The sequence below is a fragment of the Streptomyces neyagawaensis genome (genome assembly GCF_023516595.1).
GTDB lineage: Bacteria > Actinomycetota > Actinomycetes > Streptomycetales > Streptomycetaceae > Streptomyces > Streptomyces neyagawaensis.
The window spans coordinates 1-15894 of the sequence record NZ_JAMGBG010000065.1 but is presented as its reverse complement, the minus strand read 5'-3'; the positions used below and the strand labels follow the sequence as shown (position 1 = coordinate 15894).

Annotated in this window: 16 protein-coding genes; 5 read left to right on the top strand and 11 right to left on the bottom strand. The window is 69.8% G+C overall.

Going from position 1 to position 15894, the window contains the following annotated elements; translation table 11 throughout:
• Window positions 1–393: 393 nt before the first annotated feature.
• Window positions 394–1635: an NAD(P)/FAD-dependent oxidoreductase gene (locus M8J73_RS25695; protein WP_055540819.1), complete on the bottom strand. Its 1242-nt coding sequence runs from the start codon at window positions 1633–1635 to the stop codon at window positions 394–396.
• A gap of 810 nt (window positions 1636–2445) precedes the next feature.
• On the bottom strand, window positions 2446–3774 hold the full coding sequence (locus M8J73_RS25690; protein WP_055540818.1) for a DUF4241 domain-containing protein: 1329 nt from the start codon (window positions 3772–3774) through the stop codon (window positions 2446–2448).
• Window positions 3775–3834: 60 nt separating this feature from the next.
• On the opposite strand from M8J73_RS25690, the gene M8J73_RS45570 reads away from it, so the two are divergent.
• Window positions 3835–4026 carry a Tn3 family transposase gene (locus M8J73_RS45570; protein WP_107424057.1) on the top strand — a complete coding sequence of 64 codons (192 nt, stop codon included), beginning with the start codon at window positions 3835–3837 and terminating at the stop codon, window positions 4024–4026.
• Between the two features lie 71 nt (window positions 4027–4097).
• Here the strand turns inward: M8J73_RS45570 and M8J73_RS25685 are convergent, their stop codons facing one another.
• Window positions 4098–4727, bottom strand: a complete 630-nt coding sequence (locus M8J73_RS25685) for a TetR/AcrR family transcriptional regulator (protein WP_055540817.1) — start codon at window positions 4725–4727, stop codon at window positions 4098–4100.
• Window positions 4728–4771: 44 nt separating this feature from the next.
• Here M8J73_RS25685 and M8J73_RS25680 point away from each other — a divergent pair, with 44 nt between their 5' ends.
• Both M8J73_RS25680 and M8J73_RS25675 read left to right on the top strand, forming a co-directional pair.
• Entirely contained in the window at window positions 4772–6085 is a 1314-nt protein-coding gene (locus tag M8J73_RS25680) for an MFS transporter (protein WP_079055053.1), read from the top strand.
• Window positions 6086–6162: 77 nt separating this feature from the next.
• Window positions 6163–6762, top strand: a complete 600-nt coding sequence (locus M8J73_RS25675) for a hypothetical protein (protein ID WP_240501563.1) — start codon at window positions 6163–6165, stop codon at window positions 6760–6762.
• Window positions 6763–6912: 150 nt separating this feature from the next.
• Here M8J73_RS25675 and M8J73_RS25670 read toward each other — a convergent pair whose 3' ends face one another.
• The 3 genes from M8J73_RS25670 to M8J73_RS25660 all read right to left on the bottom strand — a co-directional run bounded on the left by M8J73_RS25670 (window position 6913) and on the right by M8J73_RS25660 (window position 9105).
• Window positions 6913–7248 (bottom strand): hypothetical protein, encoded by a 336-nt coding sequence (locus M8J73_RS25670; protein ID WP_055540815.1) that lies wholly within the window; start codon window positions 7246–7248, stop codon window positions 6913–6915.
• 238 nt (window positions 7249–7486) lie between these two features.
• Window positions 7487–8404 carry a hypothetical protein gene (locus tag M8J73_RS25665; protein ID WP_157873240.1) on the bottom strand — a complete coding sequence of 306 codons (918 nt, stop codon included), beginning with the start codon at window positions 8402–8404 and terminating at the stop codon, window positions 7487–7489.
• A 377-nt stretch (window positions 8405–8781) separates the two neighbouring features.
• A complete protein-coding gene (locus M8J73_RS25660; protein WP_206187950.1) occupies window positions 8782–9105 on the bottom strand; it encodes a hypothetical protein in 324 nt (107 codons plus the stop codon).
• Between the two features lie 231 nt (window positions 9106–9336).
• Between M8J73_RS25660 and M8J73_RS25655 the strand changes: the two genes are divergently transcribed.
• Window positions 9337–10887 (top strand): hypothetical protein, encoded by a 1551-nt coding sequence (locus M8J73_RS25655; RefSeq protein ID WP_055540812.1) that lies wholly within the window; start codon window positions 9337–9339, stop codon window positions 10885–10887.
• Window positions 10888–11319: 432 nt separating this feature from the next.
• Here M8J73_RS25655 and M8J73_RS25650 read toward each other — a convergent pair whose 3' ends face one another.
• Window positions 11320–12372, bottom strand: a complete 1053-nt coding sequence (locus M8J73_RS25650) for a LacI family DNA-binding transcriptional regulator (protein ID WP_055540811.1) — start codon at window positions 12370–12372, stop codon at window positions 11320–11322.
• Between the two features lie 101 nt (window positions 12373–12473).
• On the opposite strand from M8J73_RS25650, the gene M8J73_RS25645 reads away from it, so the two are divergent.
• The gene (locus M8J73_RS25645) at window positions 12474–13220 is read left to right on the top strand and encodes an amidohydrolase family protein (RefSeq protein ID WP_249829104.1); all 747 of its coding nucleotides are present in this window, start codon (window positions 12474–12476) and stop codon (window positions 13218–13220) included.
• A 306-nt stretch (window positions 13221–13526) separates the two neighbouring features.
• On the opposite strand, the gene M8J73_RS25640 is transcribed toward M8J73_RS25645, so the two are convergent.
• From M8J73_RS25640 to M8J73_RS25625, 4 genes are all read right to left on the bottom strand, one after another.
• Window positions 13527–14435, bottom strand: coding sequence for an amidohydrolase family protein (locus M8J73_RS25640; protein ID WP_249829103.1), 909 nt, complete (start codon window positions 14433–14435; stop codon window positions 13527–13529).
• Window positions 14432–14743, bottom strand: a complete 312-nt coding sequence (locus M8J73_RS25635; protein ID WP_249829102.1) for an L-rhamnose mutarotase — start codon at window positions 14741–14743, stop codon at window positions 14432–14434. Before M8J73_RS25635 ends, M8J73_RS25640 begins: the two co-directional genes overlap by 4 nt.
• Window positions 14740–15750, bottom strand: coding sequence for an aldo/keto reductase (locus M8J73_RS25630; protein WP_249829101.1), 1011 nt, complete (start codon window positions 15748–15750; stop codon window positions 14740–14742). The genes M8J73_RS25635 and M8J73_RS25630 overlap by 4 nt, the downstream gene beginning before the upstream one ends.
• Window positions 15747–15894 (bottom strand): SDR family oxidoreductase (locus M8J73_RS25625; RefSeq protein WP_249829130.1); only part of this gene is annotated, 148 nt, incomplete at its 5' end. The genes M8J73_RS25630 and M8J73_RS25625, both read right to left, overlap by 4 nt.

The following is a 15894-nucleotide window of genomic DNA, read 5'->3' as shown; positions in this document are numbered from 1 at the left end:
CGAGGCGGCGGGCCGGGGCGGCTCGGAGCCCGGGGAGGGCGGGAAGGACGGGGAGGGGGCGGCGGTACGGCGAACGGCGGTCGACGGCGCCGATCCCGCCACCGCGCCGGCGTGGCGCGGCCTCCCCGGGCTCCTTCGGCAGGTGCGGCACAGCGCACGGGCCGTGCGGCCGCGGATGCGAGGGGCGGGCGGCGGAGGCCGGTGCGGCACGCCGGGTGCCGTGGCCCCCGGCGTATGGTGCGACGCTGCCGGCGGCCCGCACACCGTGGTCGAACAGCACACCGTGATCGAACCGCACACTGTGATCGAACCGCACGCGGTGGTCGGCCCGAACACCGGTCACGGTGGCCGCTCCCCGGCGACGGCCGCCGGGGAGGTCGCCGCCCGCCCGGGTCAGGCGGCCGGGTCGTAGACCCGCTCCTCCTCGGGTACGCCCGCGTCGTCGTAGAGACGCTCCAGGGCGTCCGGCGCGTAGATCTCGTAGTCGGGGACGACGCCGCCGATCAGGCCGAGCATTTTGTTGGTCCACTCCTGGCTGGCGCTCATCGCGCTCATCGTCGCCTTGAAGAACGGCGGGAGTTCGGTGAGTTCGCCGAGCGTGGTGGTGAAGTCGTAGACGCCGGCGCTCTCCTCGTCGCGCACCTTGTTGTACTCGGCCAGCGCCTCGTCCATCGGCCGCTCCCCGGACAGTCCCTGGTGGATGCGTTCGGCGAGCAGTTCGCCGTGGAGGAAGGCGTCGGTGATGCCCCACCCTGTGTAGGGGTCCTTGTGGTAGCCGGCGTCGCCCACGAGAGCCCAGCCGGGGCCGTGGGCGCGGCGGTAGTAGTTGTCCGGGTAGCGCATGGGGCGGAAGTCCTCCTCGCGCCGCCCGCTGTCGCGCAGTTGGGCGCCCATGTCCGGGTGGACGTCGTCGAACACGGCCTGGAAGCGGGTCTCCACGTCGGTGCGGAAGTCCTTGAGCTGGGCCCGGGTGCAGATGACGGCCAGCATGTTCAGCCCGTCGTTGGTGGGCCAGCTGCCGAACCAGCGCTCGTTGAAGCCGGTCTTGTGGTGCAGGCCCCAGTCGAGGCCGCTGTAGTACGAGTAGTAGATGAACCCGGCCGCGGGGCGGACGTTGTACAACTCGGCGCCGACCTTCTTGGCGACCGTGGAGTGGAAGCCGTCCGCGCCGATGACCACCGAGGCCCGGAACTCCCGCTCCGGTCCGTCGCCCTCGCGTCCCCGGATGCCGGTCACCCGGCCTTCGGAGGCGATGACGTCGGAGACGGTGAAGCCCTCCAGCACTTCGGCGCCGGCTCTGCGGGCGGCGTTGACCAGGATCTCGTCGAGCACGGTGCGGCGCGGGCAGTAGATGGCGTCGAGGCCGTCGACGGGGTCGGCGAAGCCGTTGAGCTCGATGCCCCGGTAGCTGTAGTGCATCTTGCGGATCGCCGGGGTCTTCGCTTCGACGATCTCGTCGAGCAGTCCCCACTCCCGGAGCCTCAGCAGCCCCGCCTGGTGGATGTAGTGGGTCGAGACCGTGTCGCTGGGGAAAGAGGACCGGTCCACCACGAGGACCCGGTGGCCGAGGCGCGCCAGGAGCATGGCGACCGGTGAGCCGGCGCAGCGGGCACCCACAACAATGACGTCGTACACGCATCCCCCATGATTCTGATCAGGCACCCGAAAGACAATCGGGCCCGGTTCCAGCGCTCGTGGTCGGCGGCGCCGATAGTGACGTGAAGGCTATGAGTATCAGCCAACAAAGGTCAAGAGATGGTTAGAGAGGAGTCAATTGAGCATCACGCAGATAAGACGCCGGAATACCTAACTCCATTCACATGGAAGAACATTGACGCCCGATATGCACCGTCATGCACCATTCGGAATGGGGGTTTTGACCCCAGCTATGGCTTGCGTCACACACGAGAAGGCCGACGCCGCAACCACGCTCGGTAAGCGATCCCACCCCGCTGGAGCACATGGCGTAGGTAAAGGAAGCGATTTGAGAAATGCGCTTCCACTCCGCCTTCCGGCTCGAATTACTCAGTTGACGTAACCCGAGAAGTTAGAGGAAAAAATCGCGCCAAGAGTGGCCGAATTCGCCTGCCATGAGCGGGACGCGGCAACTCGATCGAGGACTGGTGGGCACCAGCGACGACGTCTCGATGCTGCGAGTGACACCAGCCAGCCCGCCCCGATCACCTGCCCGCGCTGCTGAATGAGATCCGGGTCCCGGCCGCGGCTGCCCGCAGCGCCGCCATCCGCCAGCAGCTCCTCGAAATGCCCGCCCCCCCCTTGGCCATGGACGCGCTCGGCTACCACCACAGAACCACCACCCGGCTCCGCAACGACCGGCGGCACATGGAGCCGGTACGCCCCAGGGGACCACGGAAGGTCACCACCGGGCTGGGCTCCTCAGGGAAGCGACAACAGTTGATTGCGCGAGCCCGCCAGTCCCCGGTCTCAAACCAGCGTCGCCTCCGCCCCGTCGGCAGTGCCGTCCCGGAGCACCGTAGGCATCCCCTCCACCAGCACCACCACTTCGGCCACATCCCCGTCTGCGGAGCGCCCCACCCACACGGGGTAGGTACCGTCGCCGGTCGTCGCGAAGGCGACGAGTTCACCGCCGGATGCCTCGTCCCGAGTACGCAGAAGGTACATGGAGTCGGGTGTGTCCTCCCCGACGCCCGGCTCCCCTCCGACAACGTGCCGCTCGAAGAGCCGGCGGAGCGACTCCCAGGCCCCGGCATCGGCGAAGCATCCGGTCGCACCGTCGGTGTCGAAGCCGAAGATCTCGTTCTCCCCGAGCAGCCTGGGGTCGTCATCCGGCCCGAGGCCCATCTCCCACGACGCGGCGGGGGTGTCGCTGATGCGCAGCCGGACCGCTGTGGTCTCCGTGCGGGTCACCCAGCCCTGGCTCCACTCACAGTCGTAGCCGAAGCGGACCTGTGCTTCTTCGAGTACGTACTCCCCCGGCGGGACAGGAACCGTGATGGCGGGCCCTTCGTCGGAGAGGCTGTCCGGCCCGGAGACGGCCAGCAGTCCGCTCGGCACGCGCAGGGTCCCAGTCCGGAGCGGCTCCACCACGGTCATCTCGGGGTGGAACCCGTCGGTCACACGTGTCCCGGCCCGGAACAGCGCGTCGAGCAGCCCGGGCTGCGCGGGGCGGGGCGGTCGCCAGCAGGTGGCGGGAGCCTCGGACGCGTCGCGAGGCGTCTCCACCGTGCCTGAGTCGAGCGCCGCCGCTTGGAGCTCCACCGGTCCCGGCAGACCCCGCCAGCGGGCGGCGGCCACCGGCCAGTCTTCGAACCCGGGACGGTCCTGCCAACGTCGTGTATCGGCGTCGGGCACGGTGACGAGCCTCCGCCCACGCTCGCCTCGGGGCGCCTCTGTGATCGATCCCCTGCCGTCCGGGAACAGCTCCACCACGGAGCGGGGACACTCGTCGTCGAACTCCGCCATCTCCGGCCCGGTGTACTGCCACCTGCGGGTACGTCGCCTGAGCAGCCGACTCTGATCGTCCAGCAGCCGCAGGTCCAGCTCGTCGGTGCGGCGGCCCTGGTCGTCGTAGACCCACAGGCCCACGTAGTGGTCCCGCCAGGAAACCAGCCGGACCTCCAGTGGAACCTCCCGCCCCGGGATCCGGTACACCACGACGTACGGCAGCCCCGCGGCATCCCGCTCACGCGCCGCCTCGACGGTCAGAGGCCGCCACAACGCGCAGGCCTCCAGATCCCAGGCCAACGCGTACGCAACCTCGACGACGGTCCCCTGTCCCTGATCCCCACCCATACGGCCACCGCCCGCTTTGCCTGATCCTGACGCACACAGTGGACACCGCTTCACAGTCGGGTGACGGCGGCGACTAGCAACGTCGAGTCGTTCAACCGGTTCTCCCAGTGGATTGGCTTCGGCAATCGCGGCGTCATCGCCGACAACGACCCCATCGAGCAGGAGCAGGCGATGAGGTTCAACCCACGAGCTCGGAACCCAGCCCGAGGCGTACGACCCGAAGCGGGACGTCGACTTCGCCCCGCTGCGTGAGCAGGACCTGACCGCTGCTGTTCTCGGTCAGGCCGCCTGACAGTCCGTACCGGAGGGCTTCTGTCGCAGCTTCACCCGGTTCCTGGAGACCCTGAGGCGGTGGACGGTGCGAAGAGGTAGCGGTCCATCATGAGCGCGGCGTCGGCGAGGATCTCGGGGTCGCCTTCGGCGTTCTCGCGGAAGGCGAGGTCGAGCAGGTTGCCCCCGACTTCCACGGCGAGTCGAGCGCGTCGCCGGAACTGCTCGGTGTCCGGCATCGCGTAACCGCGGACGAGTGCCTTGTGCACCCGTTCAGCGATCGCCTGGTCCGTCTGCCGGCCATCCGCGCGCAGCGCGGCGATACGTGGCCCGTGGTACCAGACGCGCCGGTAGCCGGGCTCCCTGCGGAAGCGGTCCGCGTAGGCGCTGAGCAGTTTCTCCAGCAGCTCCTGCGAGCGCTGAGGCAAGGGCTCCTCAGTGATCCGCTCGGCAATCTGCACGTCCATCTGGAACCAGCGGTGAACCAGGGAGGCGACAATTGCTTCCTTGTCGGTGAAGTACCGGTAGAGCACGCCCACCGAGACTCCCGCCTCGGCGGCGATCAGCTTGGTGCCCAGCTCTTCATAGGAAGTCGTCTCCAGCAGCGTCGCCGTCGCTTCAAGGATGCGGGTCACCTTCTCCCGGCTGCGCTGCTGCTGCGGCTTGTGGACTTGCTCAGTCATCTGACTTCTTGACACCTCCCAAAACCAGAACCAGAGTCTGGTTCATGTTATCCGTCAGAGGGATTCCCCGCACACGGCTCGGGCCGAGCTTCAATCGGATCTGGGCCTCGGTCACCGTATCCAGCCTCGGTGACGGCATGAGCTTCGTTGCTCTGCCGCTCCTCGCGGCGCAACTGACCGCCGATCCGCGGCAGATCGCGCTGGTGTCCCTGGCGGAGCAACTGCCCTGGCTGCTCCTCGGTCTGCCCTCCGGTGTTCTGGCGGACCGCTTCGACCGCCGCCGAATCCTGTGGCTCGTCGACGCGTCCCGGGCCTTGCTTGTCGGAGCGCTCGCCGCGGCGGTGGCAGCCGACATGGTGACAATTCCACTCCTGACGCTCGTCGCCTTCCTGCTCGGCTGTGGGCAGACCCTCTACAGCGGCGCCTGGGCCGGCATGGTCCCCGCACTGGTTGACCACGGCGAACTCACACGGGCCAACGCCCGTCTGCAGTCCAGCTCCCTCATCACGGACACCCTGCTTGGAACCCCCCTGGGTGCGCTGCTGTTCGGCATCGCCGCCGCGCTCCCCTTCGCTGTCGACGCGGTGTCCTTCGCCACCGCCGCCGCACTGGTATGCGTCCTCCGCGGGAGCTTCCAGCCCCGTTCCCAGCCAGCGTCGAAGACATGGACGACCCTGCGCCGTGACACGACCGAGGGCGTCCGCTGGCTTTGGCGCCAGCACTTGCTGCGCCGGCTCTGCCTGGCATCCGGGATCACCAACCTCGTCGGCGGTGGCCTCATCGCCATCCTGGTGCTCTACGCCCGGCAAACCCTGGGCCTGAGCAACCTGGGCTTCGCCCTGCTGGTCGCCTCCTTCGCGCTCGGCGGCGTGGCAGGGGCAATGTCGACACCGCGCCTAACCGCACGCTTCGGTGCTCCGCGCGTCCTCAAACTGACCGCTGCGGGCACTGCCATCGCCGCCGCAGTCGCAGGCGCCGCGACCTCAGGCCCTATGGCCGGCATGGGCATCGCCGCGTACGGAGCAGCGAACCTGGCATGGAATGTCACCGCGGTATCGCTGCGCCAGTCACTTGTGCCCGCCGAACTGCTGGGGCGTGTCGCCACGGCCTACCAGATGGCCATCGGCGTCGGCACCGCACTGGGTGCCGTGGCAGCCGGCTTCACCGCCCATGCCTTCGGACTGCGCGCCCCCTTCTACGCCGGGGCCGTCCTCTTGTTCACCGCCAGCCTGATCGGCACACGCTCCAGCGAGAAGACAGCGCCACCCTCCCAGAGCCCAACGGCCCTCGACGACGGTGCTAGGGAAGCACGCCACAGCACCGGATCCACACGAACAGACGATGCGGAGACCCGCTGACTCCGGGGCGACGACGGTACTGCCGCAGGGGCGAGGCGTAGGCGTTTACTGCGGCAGCGCCGGAAGGGTGGGACAGCGTGACGATCGAACCGGCGACCGAACTCGAGAGCGGGGGCGCGCTTCGGTTGCCGCGCGCTCGGGTCGTACCTCTGTCCGCCGCCCCGCCGTCGTCATACACCGCGGCGGTCGAGCGGTACCTCACCGGCGCGGGCATCGCGAAGTCCTCCGTGCGTATCTCCCGGATCTCGCTGACGACGTGGGGATGGATGCTCGCCGACGAACCGCCGCCGACCGGACCCGCCCGCCGGGGCGCGACACCGCCCTTCTTCCCCGTCACGGCGATCGACGACCCGGCACTGCCGGAAGTCCTGGCCGAACTGGCGGCGGCGCGGGCGGACGCGACGGACGTCGACACCCTCAACCGGGAACTGTCCATCGCGCGCAAGGCGATCGGCTGGTGGCAGCGTCAGGGCTGGATCGTCGGCGACCCTACACTGCGGGAGAAGACTTTCTGGAAGCTCCTCTACGAAAGTGCCGCACGGGCAGACGAGGAGCTGTGCCTCAACGTGGAAGACCTGTACCCGCAGGACAGGCGCGGAAAGATCACCGCCAAGGACGGGGCGACCGAGTGGATTTCACTGACAGTCCGGCACCGCCCAGCTCCTGTCCCCGCCTGATCGTCCGCCGCACCTGCGGCTGCCCCCTGTTCCTCACCGACCGCAAGGCCCAGGCCGGGCGTCGACGCGGTCGCCGCGTACGTCGCCGGGCGCGGTCCGGCAGCCCGCCGCCGTCGGTGAACCGCGAGGACCTACCGATGGGTACTTGCATCAGGAGCGCCCCAGCACACGGGTAAGGCCAGCGACAAGCGTGGTGGCGAGTATCCATCCCAAGGCAATGAGGACATAGGCGAACCACTGTTGTCCGCTCGCCGACACGAACGCCCTTTCCTGACCGAAGTCAATGATGGGCAGCAACAGGTCGAGTGTGTAGACAGTGGGGTTGAAGGCCGGGCCGCGGCCCGGTTCGGAGCGCTGTGGCTCGTTGGTGCTGAAGACGAGTGTGCCGAGGAGTGTGAGGGCGACAAGCCACCCACCGGCCAGAGCGGGGCGGTAGCCATAGCCTGCGACAACATCCTGCAACCAGACCCAGATCTTGGTTGTCACGGGAGAGTTGAGCGGTGGTGGCGGTACTTCGCCCGCAGGACTCTGCGGGCTTCGCTGTCATGGCCGAGGGCTCGATAGGCTGCCGCCAGTTGCTCGTAAGGCTGAGGCATGTACCGGTCGCCGAGGCTCTCGTGGAGCCAGGCGAGGCGCATACGGGTCGAACGAGGCGGGAGCGGTTCGAGTCGCGCGTAGGTGAGCGCGTCCATTTCAAGGAGCGGACCTCCTTGAGGACGGTCGATCAGCTTGCCAATGGTGGCCGCAGCGAGACGGACTCCGCGTCCTCCCTTGCGGTATCGATCTCCAGGCGTCGCGCGTGGATCTCATCGAGCCGGATTGCGGGCCTGCCCGAGGGAGTTCCGTGCACAACGGCCTTCGACAGAACCGCTTCGCCGGTGATCTGTGCGCCGCTCAGGATGATGCCGTGTGCCACTCGAATTTCCGAGGCCCAGAAGGTGTCACACGCCAGCAGATGGGCGCCGAGTGCCTCTTCGGTGCCTCCGGAAAGCCCGATATCGGCTTGGCGCAGGTCGACACCCCCGATCCGGGCGCTGGCCAGTGAGAGCCACTTGCCTACGGACAGGCCGAATCGGCCGTTGAACCATGTCCCGATCGTGAGGACGTTGCCGTTGATCCAACCGCCGACCTTCGCACGATCAAGGTTGAGGTCGATCGTGAAATCGCTCGCCTGGATCCATACGTTCCCCTCGACGACCGCGTCGCGCATGTCGAGGCTTGGACAGTGCAGGGCTTCCGCGCTGAGCTCAGGCAGATGCGACCCACACAGGTAGACGGCGAGAGTCGTAGCGTGCCGAAGGCTCAGAACATCGGAGAAGGAACAGGCATCAAAGTCGATCTCGCAGTCGACGGTCGCTGACGTGAGGTCGAGTTCACCCGTCACTCGTGCGCCCGAAACACGAAGCGCACGAACCTTCCCAGGAGTGGCGGGCGGGCCATCGAGAAGCAGGAGCGCGATTACGTCGGCTCTGATCTGCCGCTCTGGGCCCCACTCTGCTCCGCCCGCCGGCGCGTCGCCTGTCGCCACTCCTGTACGAAGGTCCAACATGCTGCCGGCACGGAAAGCGGACCACAGACGGCGCTCAGGAGCGCTCCATTCTTCCGGCGGTGACAGGTCGTCGGGCTCCGGACGGTTGGCCATGATTCGTTGTACGGGAAGCACTGTCCGTGCACCAGGGTGCGGTCAGGCCCCCGCTGAGATGAGTAACGCAGACAGTCACTTTGCTCCTGGAGACAGAGCCGGGTGCGTCTGGGATGTCGCACCGACCGCAGGGATCCCAGCAGGCGGCTCCCGAGGTGACAAGCTGTTTCAGCGTTTCGGCAGCGCCGGAAGCGGAAGTTGGTGACAGTTCGTGGCCGCCCCGGGCTGCGCCTGGTCTTCGCCAACCATCCCCGCGGGTGGGGGGAGCACACCACGTACGGCAGCCACGTGACCTGCGGCACGGCAACGCGCGGGGGCACCCAGCCGCTCCACCGCTGCCGGCTCTCCCACATGCCGACATCTGAACGGCGCTCCATTCAGTCCGGCGTGCGGTGTTCGTCGTCCAGGTGGGCCATGACGTAGCCGTGCTCATCCGGGTGGCGGGCGAGGCGGGCCATCACCCACGCGGTCTTCGCGTCCATTCCCCCGCCGAAGTCGGCGGCCAGGCGCCGCGCCTGCCACGTCGTGCACGGGGCGAGCACCCACCGTACGAGCGGGAAGCGGACTCTCCCCGTGCCAGCCGCCAATGAGCCCGAGCCGTCGGGGGAGTCGGCGGAGGGGAGGTGGGCATGGGACTCGGGCATGATCGCGAGTTTGGCGATGAGCTTGGCCGCCGCTGCGGTCATCAGGTCGGAGCTCACCGAAACGGGCGGTGCTGGCGGCGTTGGGTTGACGCCTCATGGGCGCGGCGGCACACGACGAAGAGCCCTCACCTGCCAGTGAGAGCTCCCGGAAAGGTCTGAACGGCGGGGCGAGTTCATCGGCTTTCGCTCCTGTGCCGCATACGGTGGCCCTCGCCGCCCACGTGTACCGCCCGGCACGGCGGGAAGCGGGGGCGAGCATCGCAGCCACGGGACGGGAGGAAGACCGGGATGACGCAGGCCGCTGTGAGCGAGCTGGACGAACGGGTGCCGGGGCGCCGCTGGACGGTACGTCTGGACGCCGCCGGCCAGGGCAGTGGGGCAGTACGCATTTCGTGCAGCCGCCCCGCCTGTGCCGAGCAGCGTCTTCCGTCCGCGGCCGCCGGCCGTGCGGCCGCGGTCGCTCACCTCAAGGCCCACCTGCGTGCCGCCCCCGTCCCCAGGGCCGGGGCGTACTGCGCGTGCAGGGCAGAGGGCTGCCACACGCACCTGCCGGACACCGGCCGGCAGGTGCGTTCCGAACCCTGGCGGTGCGGCGGGCCGGTCGTCCTGGCCGTGATCACCGACCGGGAAGGACGCTGGTGGCACGCCATGGAGTGCTGCTCGCGGTGCGCGGCCGCCACCCCCGGAGCCAGGACCGCGGCCACCTCCCAGGCGCCCGGGCCGCAGACCACCGACCGCCCGGCCCCCGCAGCCACGGGCGCAAGCGCGGGTGCCCCGCAGTTCTCCGACCACCAGGTCGCCGCCGTGACGCGGGCTCCGGCTTCCCGCTCGGTACCTGCACGGCGCCGCCCACCCCAGGCGAAGATCGCCCAGCGGATCATCCCCCACAACCTGAGGCCCGCCGCCCTGCGGGACGAACTCATCGAACTCGGTGACCTCTTCCGCGCCTACCAGCAGCGCACCGAGCCTGATCTCGCGCTGCTCGCCGACCTCCACGAGCGCAAGGCACGGGCCTTCACCACCTGGGCCGACGTCAGCGGCATCATGAGCCTGCGACTGGAGGCCCGGCGCGCCGAGCAGGCCGCCACCGCTGCCCGGTTCCAGCACCAGCAGCGCACCGGCGGCATCGCGGACAGCGACGGGCCGACCGTGTCGCGCCTGCTGACTGTGCCGACACAGGGGGACCACGCGCGCTCTGTCCTCGCGTACGTGGCCGACCACAGCCCGCTGCCCGGCCCGGAGGCACGGCTGCTGGTACTGATGCTGACCCTGCGTACCGCGCACACCGGCACAGGCAACCTCGTCGGCCAGGACGTCACCGCTCTGGGCCTCACCGACCCGGAGGACCTGGTCGAGAAGCTGACCGGCTGCGGCTGGCTCATCCTGCCCGGCACCGCCGGGGACCTGCTCGCCTCCCGGCCGGAGAACCCCACCCCGATCACTGTCCCCTCCCTGGTGCCCCACGAGGACAAGGCAGGCCCGTTCACGTTCGGAAAGAAGACGCGGCCCAAGCTCTCCGGTTGGGCCCAGAAGGTCATCTCGGACAAGAAGCTCCGCAAGGCCAAGGCCACCGCCGGCACCCGGCTGCTCGCCCTGACGCTGGCCACACAGACCGACGCCTCGGGGATCCTGGGTCCCGGCGGTCAGGGCATCGCGTTGAACGCTCTCACCGCCCGGGTCGCGGTCGATTGCGGCGAGCTGCAACACCTGGTCGACCAGTTGACCGCAGCGGACTGGCTCACCGACGCCGCCCTCACCGATGCCCAGCTCACCGGGCAGTTGACCGAACGCGTGCTCCCGCTCACCTGTCCCCTCCAGGCTTCACGCCCGTCCGAGTGAACCGGTGACGGTGTGATCCGTTCCTGGCCGTGGTTGCGCTGGATGCTGGTCGGAACTGGCCCGAGCCGGGCCACGTTCCGACCGCGGCCCGATCCGGCGTACCGGTGCGCAAGGAGCGTGGCATTGCACCGGCCTGCAGCACCGTGACCACACCCAGCAGCTCGTCGGTGTTCCTGGACGTGCCGGGACCGGGCCAAAGCGCCCGCGACCGTGGCCGTCCACCCCGCACTCGAACGCAACCTGGGACCCCGCCTGCGTCACCCGGCCGCCATGGCCCTGCGGCAGACTACGGCTGTGTGCCGGTAGGCACTGGGGGCAGGCGCCCGGTATGCCACGAACGGCTGACGGGCACGCCAGGTCGATGGGTCGGCAGATGCACTCGAATCCGTCCAGCGAAGCCATGCCTCGCCGATGGGTTACGGGGCCCTGTGGTCACGGTGTGCCGTTCGTCCGCCGCACCGGGCGCCGTGTGGACCGGCGAGGGGCCAGCGCCGGCTGCACGGATCGTCGCCGGTCCACGCCGCCGCGGGCGTTGATCAGGGAGATCAGCAGGTCGACCGCTTCGGCGCCCACCAGGTCCGGGCGGAGGCTGAGCGTGGTGACGGGCGGGGTCGTCGTCGCGTAGTCCGGATCTTCACTGACGCACGCCACCAACAGATCCTGTGGTACCCGAAGCCCGTGGTGGCGTGCGGCGGCGAGGATGGTGTGGCCGGAGTCGGAGTAGACACCGATGACGGCGTCCGGTCGTGGATCGCCTTTGAGGAGCCGGCCGACCGCGTCCTGTTCGGCCGTGAAGTAGTCGGGCAGCGCGTCGTACTCTTCGACGAGGGCGGGCAGTTGGCGTCCGTCGCACCACGACTGGTACGCGCGTGCGATCAGGCGCGGGTACGCGTCGTCGTGAAGCGGCTGGGACAGCGCGATCCGCCGGGCGCCGGCCTCCGCCAGGTGGTCGAGCAGGAGGTGCAGGCCCGCTTCGTAGTCGGTGTCGACCCACGCGTCGTACCAGTGCGGCTGGGGCGGCCGGCCGTCACAGACCATGGGGATGCCACGCTCCCGCAGGAGGTGACGCACCGGGTCGTCGGCGCGCGGATCGACGTGGATGACGCCGTCCATCGGAGTGTTGAGCCACATCCACGGTGACAGGGAACTCGGCATCACCGTGAGCAGGTAGCCGCGCTCGTGCGCCGCCGCCATGGCGCTCAGCGTCAGCTGGGCGTAGTACGGGATCTCGGTGTACGGGATGGGAAGGTCGCCGTACGTCGTCATGGTCAGGCCGAGCAATCCGGTGCCGCCACGGGCCAGGGCCCTGGCCGTGCTGGCCTGGGCGTAACCGAGTTCACGTGCGGCGGCGAGCACCCGCTGCCTGGTCGCATCGGACAGCCGACCCGTGCCGTTGAGTGCGTTGGAGACTGTGGCCGTGGACACCCCGGCCCGTGCGGCGACTGCGCCGAGTGTGGGGCGCCGCCAGACACGTGAGCTCGTCATCTGTACCCCAACGGCCCTGCGGCGGCTTGTGGTTAAGACGTTGAGCACACACCGTACCGGGCGTCGGCGGCCGGTACGGCCGTCGGGTGAGGTGTGATCAGATGTCAGACGCCCTCGTCCGGGCCCTGGACGCGGACGGCTGGCAGATGCACGCCCACGCCATCGGTGACCGCGCCGTACGCACGGCCCTGAACGCCTACGAGGCCGTCGCCCGCACCTGGCGCCGTAGCCGACGGCACACCATCACCCACCTCCGACTGGTGCACCCCGACGCCTACCGGCGCTTCGCGCGCGCCGGAGTGGTGGCCAGCATGCAGCTGCAGTGGGCACAGCCCTCCTCCTTCACCAATGACGCGCTCAAGCCCTACATCGGGCCCGAGCGGTACGCCCGTCTGTACCCGGCTCGCAGTCTGGCCAAGGCGGGCGCCCTGCTGGCCGACGGCTCGGACTGGCCGGTCGACCCGCTGGCACCCTTCACCCAGATCGCCACCGCGATCGACCGCAGCCACCCCGACGAGGACCAGCCGCCGCTCAACGCCCGCGAAGGACTGACCCGCGCCCAGTCCCTGGTCATGCACACCGCGGGCGCTGCTCACCAGTTGCACGACGGGAACTCGGGAACCGGCTGTCCGGGCAAGCGGGCGGATCTGATCGTCCTCGACCGGGACATCACCAAGGTGCCCGTGAAGGAGATCCGCGCCACCAAGGTCCAGTACACCCTGATCTCCGGACGGGTGGTCCACGACGCGGAGTCCCAGACGGGACGGGCCCGAGCCGAGGTGGCGCGGCGCATCGGCGCGCAGGGCGCCCGCCGGACATCGGGTGGTTCCTGCTGCCAAGGGCACTGACCCGCGCAGCCCGACGCGCCCCGGATCCTGCGAGCAGGGGCCGGGGCACGTCGGGGAGGGCGTGAGTGCCTGTCGTTGTACGGCAGAAACCGCCCCCGCCTCGTGGGAGAACTCGTTCAAGACCCTTGCTCTCACGGTCTACGACTGCCGCGCCGGCCGCTGACACACCCGGCCGGCGGGAGAGGCGACGTGGACGCAGTCGAGCTCGGGCGTCAGCGCGGCGGCGCCGTCACAGGGGGGACGTCGCCGGGTGAGAGGCCAAGGCGGGCACGGTGCAGGCGTCGTTGAAGCAGGTGATGGAGACAGCTATGCGCATGGTGCTTCCCGGGGTGGGCCTGGGGATCCGGTGACGGTCAGGCCGTAGGTCCGCGCGGCGGTGCCGGTGAAGACCTGGTGGCGTTCTGCGGGGGTGAGACACGCCGTCAACTTACGGGCGGTGGCGATGACTTCGCTGTAGGGGGCGGCGAGCCGGCAGACGGGCCAGTCGGAGCCGAACATCAGCCGGTCGGGGCCGAAGGCGTCCAGGACGGTGTCGGCGTACGGCTTGAGATCCTTCATGGTCCAGGAACCCCAGTCGGCTTCGGTGACCAGGCCGGAGAGCTTGCAGACGGTGTTGGGAAGGGCGGCGAACCATCGGACGTCCTCGGCCCAGGGTTCGAGGGCGCCGTACACGATGGGCGGTTTGCCGAGGTGGTCGAGGACGAACGTGAGGTCCGGCAGACACGAGGCGGCTTCGGCAGCGGCCTTGAGCTGGTGGGGCTTCACCACGAGGTCGTAGACGAGCCCCGCTTTGGCGACCGCGGCCAGACCGCGCAGCACGTCGGGGCGGACCAGCCAGCGGGGGTCCGGTTCTCCCTGCACCTGGTGGCGGATGCCCACCAGGTATGCGCCGCCCAGGCCCGCGCGCAACCACGCGAGGCGGTCGGCGACATCGGGTGCGGTCAGGTCGGTCCAGCCGACGACGCCGGCGACCAGATCGCTGTGCGCGGCCAGTGCCAGAAACTCCGGGGTCTCCTGGGGCACGGTGATCGTCTGCACCAGCACCGTGGCGGTGACTCCGGCCGCGCGGGCCTCCGGCTCCAGGTGGGCGAGGGTGAAGTCGCGGCGCAGCGGGGCGAGTTCCGGGCCGCGGATCCAGTCCTGGTCGCGGACGGACAGGTCCCACACGTGATGGTGCGCGTCGACGATGCCGGGTTCGGTCTCCTCGTGGCTCACAACTGCCACACCACCGGCAGGGAGGCGTCCGAGCCCTGGGCCGAGTAGTCGTGGACGACGTCCAGCAACTCGGCCATCCGCGCCTGCCAGGCGATGTTGACCGGCAGCTTCTCGAGTTCGGCGATCATCGCGGCGTAGTCCTCGACCTCCAGAAGGTGGAACAGGTCGGTGCCACTGCGCCAGATCGTCCACTCGCTCACGCCTGCGGCGCGGATGGCGGCGGTCAGCTCCTCGGGCACCTCGCGGTGCGCGGCCTCGTACTCCTCTATGCGGTCGGCACGGACCGTGGTGTGCAGGGCGACCCTCATGACGGCCCCTTCGACGGCGTGGCGGCGGGGAAGGGTGTGCCAGGCGCAAGCAGTTCCTCGGCACGCAGCTCGTCCCACAGGGCCTGCGGGATGGGGCGTCGCAGCTGCTCCACGGTGTCGCGCACCTCCTGCGGCGACCGTGCGCCGGTCAGGACGCTCGCGACGGCGGGGTGGCCGAAGGGGAAGCGCAGCGCGGCGGCGCGCAGCGGCACGCCGTGGCGCTCGGAGACCGCCAGCAGTCGCAGCGCCCGGTCGAGCACCGGCTGCGGAGCGGGGGCGTAGTCGTAGGTGGCGCCGGGCCGGGGCGCGGTGAGCAGCCCGGAGTTGAACACGCCGCCGATGGCGACGCTCCGGCCGCGGGCAACTGCCTCCGGGAGCAGTTCGGTCAGCCCGTCCTGTTCGAGGAGGGTGTAGCGGCCGGCGAGCAGCACCACGTCGATGTCGGTCTCACGCAGGAAGCGGGCAGGCAGCGCGGACTGGTTCATCCCGACGCCGATCGCTCCGACCACGCCTTCGGCGCGCAGGCGCTCCAGTGCCGGGTAGGCCTCGCGCAACGCCTGGTCGGCGTGGTTGTCCGGGTCGTGCAGCAGGGCCACGTCGACACGGTCGACGCCGAGGCGCTCCAGGCTCGCCTCCAGCGAGCGCAGCACTCCGTCGGCGCTGAAGTCCCAGACGCGGCGGTGGGTGGCCGGGACGGCGAAGCCATGGGCGAGGTCGTCACCCGCGCCGCCGTCCGGATCCGGTACGAGCAGCCGGCCCACCTTGGTGGAGAGGGTGTAGGTGTCACGGGGGCGGTCGCGCAGGGCGGCGCCGAGCCGCCGTTCCGACAGGCCGAGGCCGTAGTGAGGGGCGGTGTCGAAGGTGCGGATGCCGGCGTCCCAGGCCGCGTCCACCGTGGCGTGGGCGGCCTCGTCACTGACCGGGTGGAAGAGGTTGCCGAGGGCGGCGCAGCCCAGTGCCAGTTCCGAGACCGGCACCGTGCTGCCGCCCAGCGTGGTCGTCCTCATGACGGGTCGACCGGTCGGAGCCGGAGTCCCTGCATGCCGCCGTCCACCGCGAGGGAGGTGCCGGTGACGGACGCCGCCGCCGGGCTCGCCAGGTAGACGATGGCGGCGGCGACCTCGTCGGGGGTGACGAGGCGTCCCATGGGC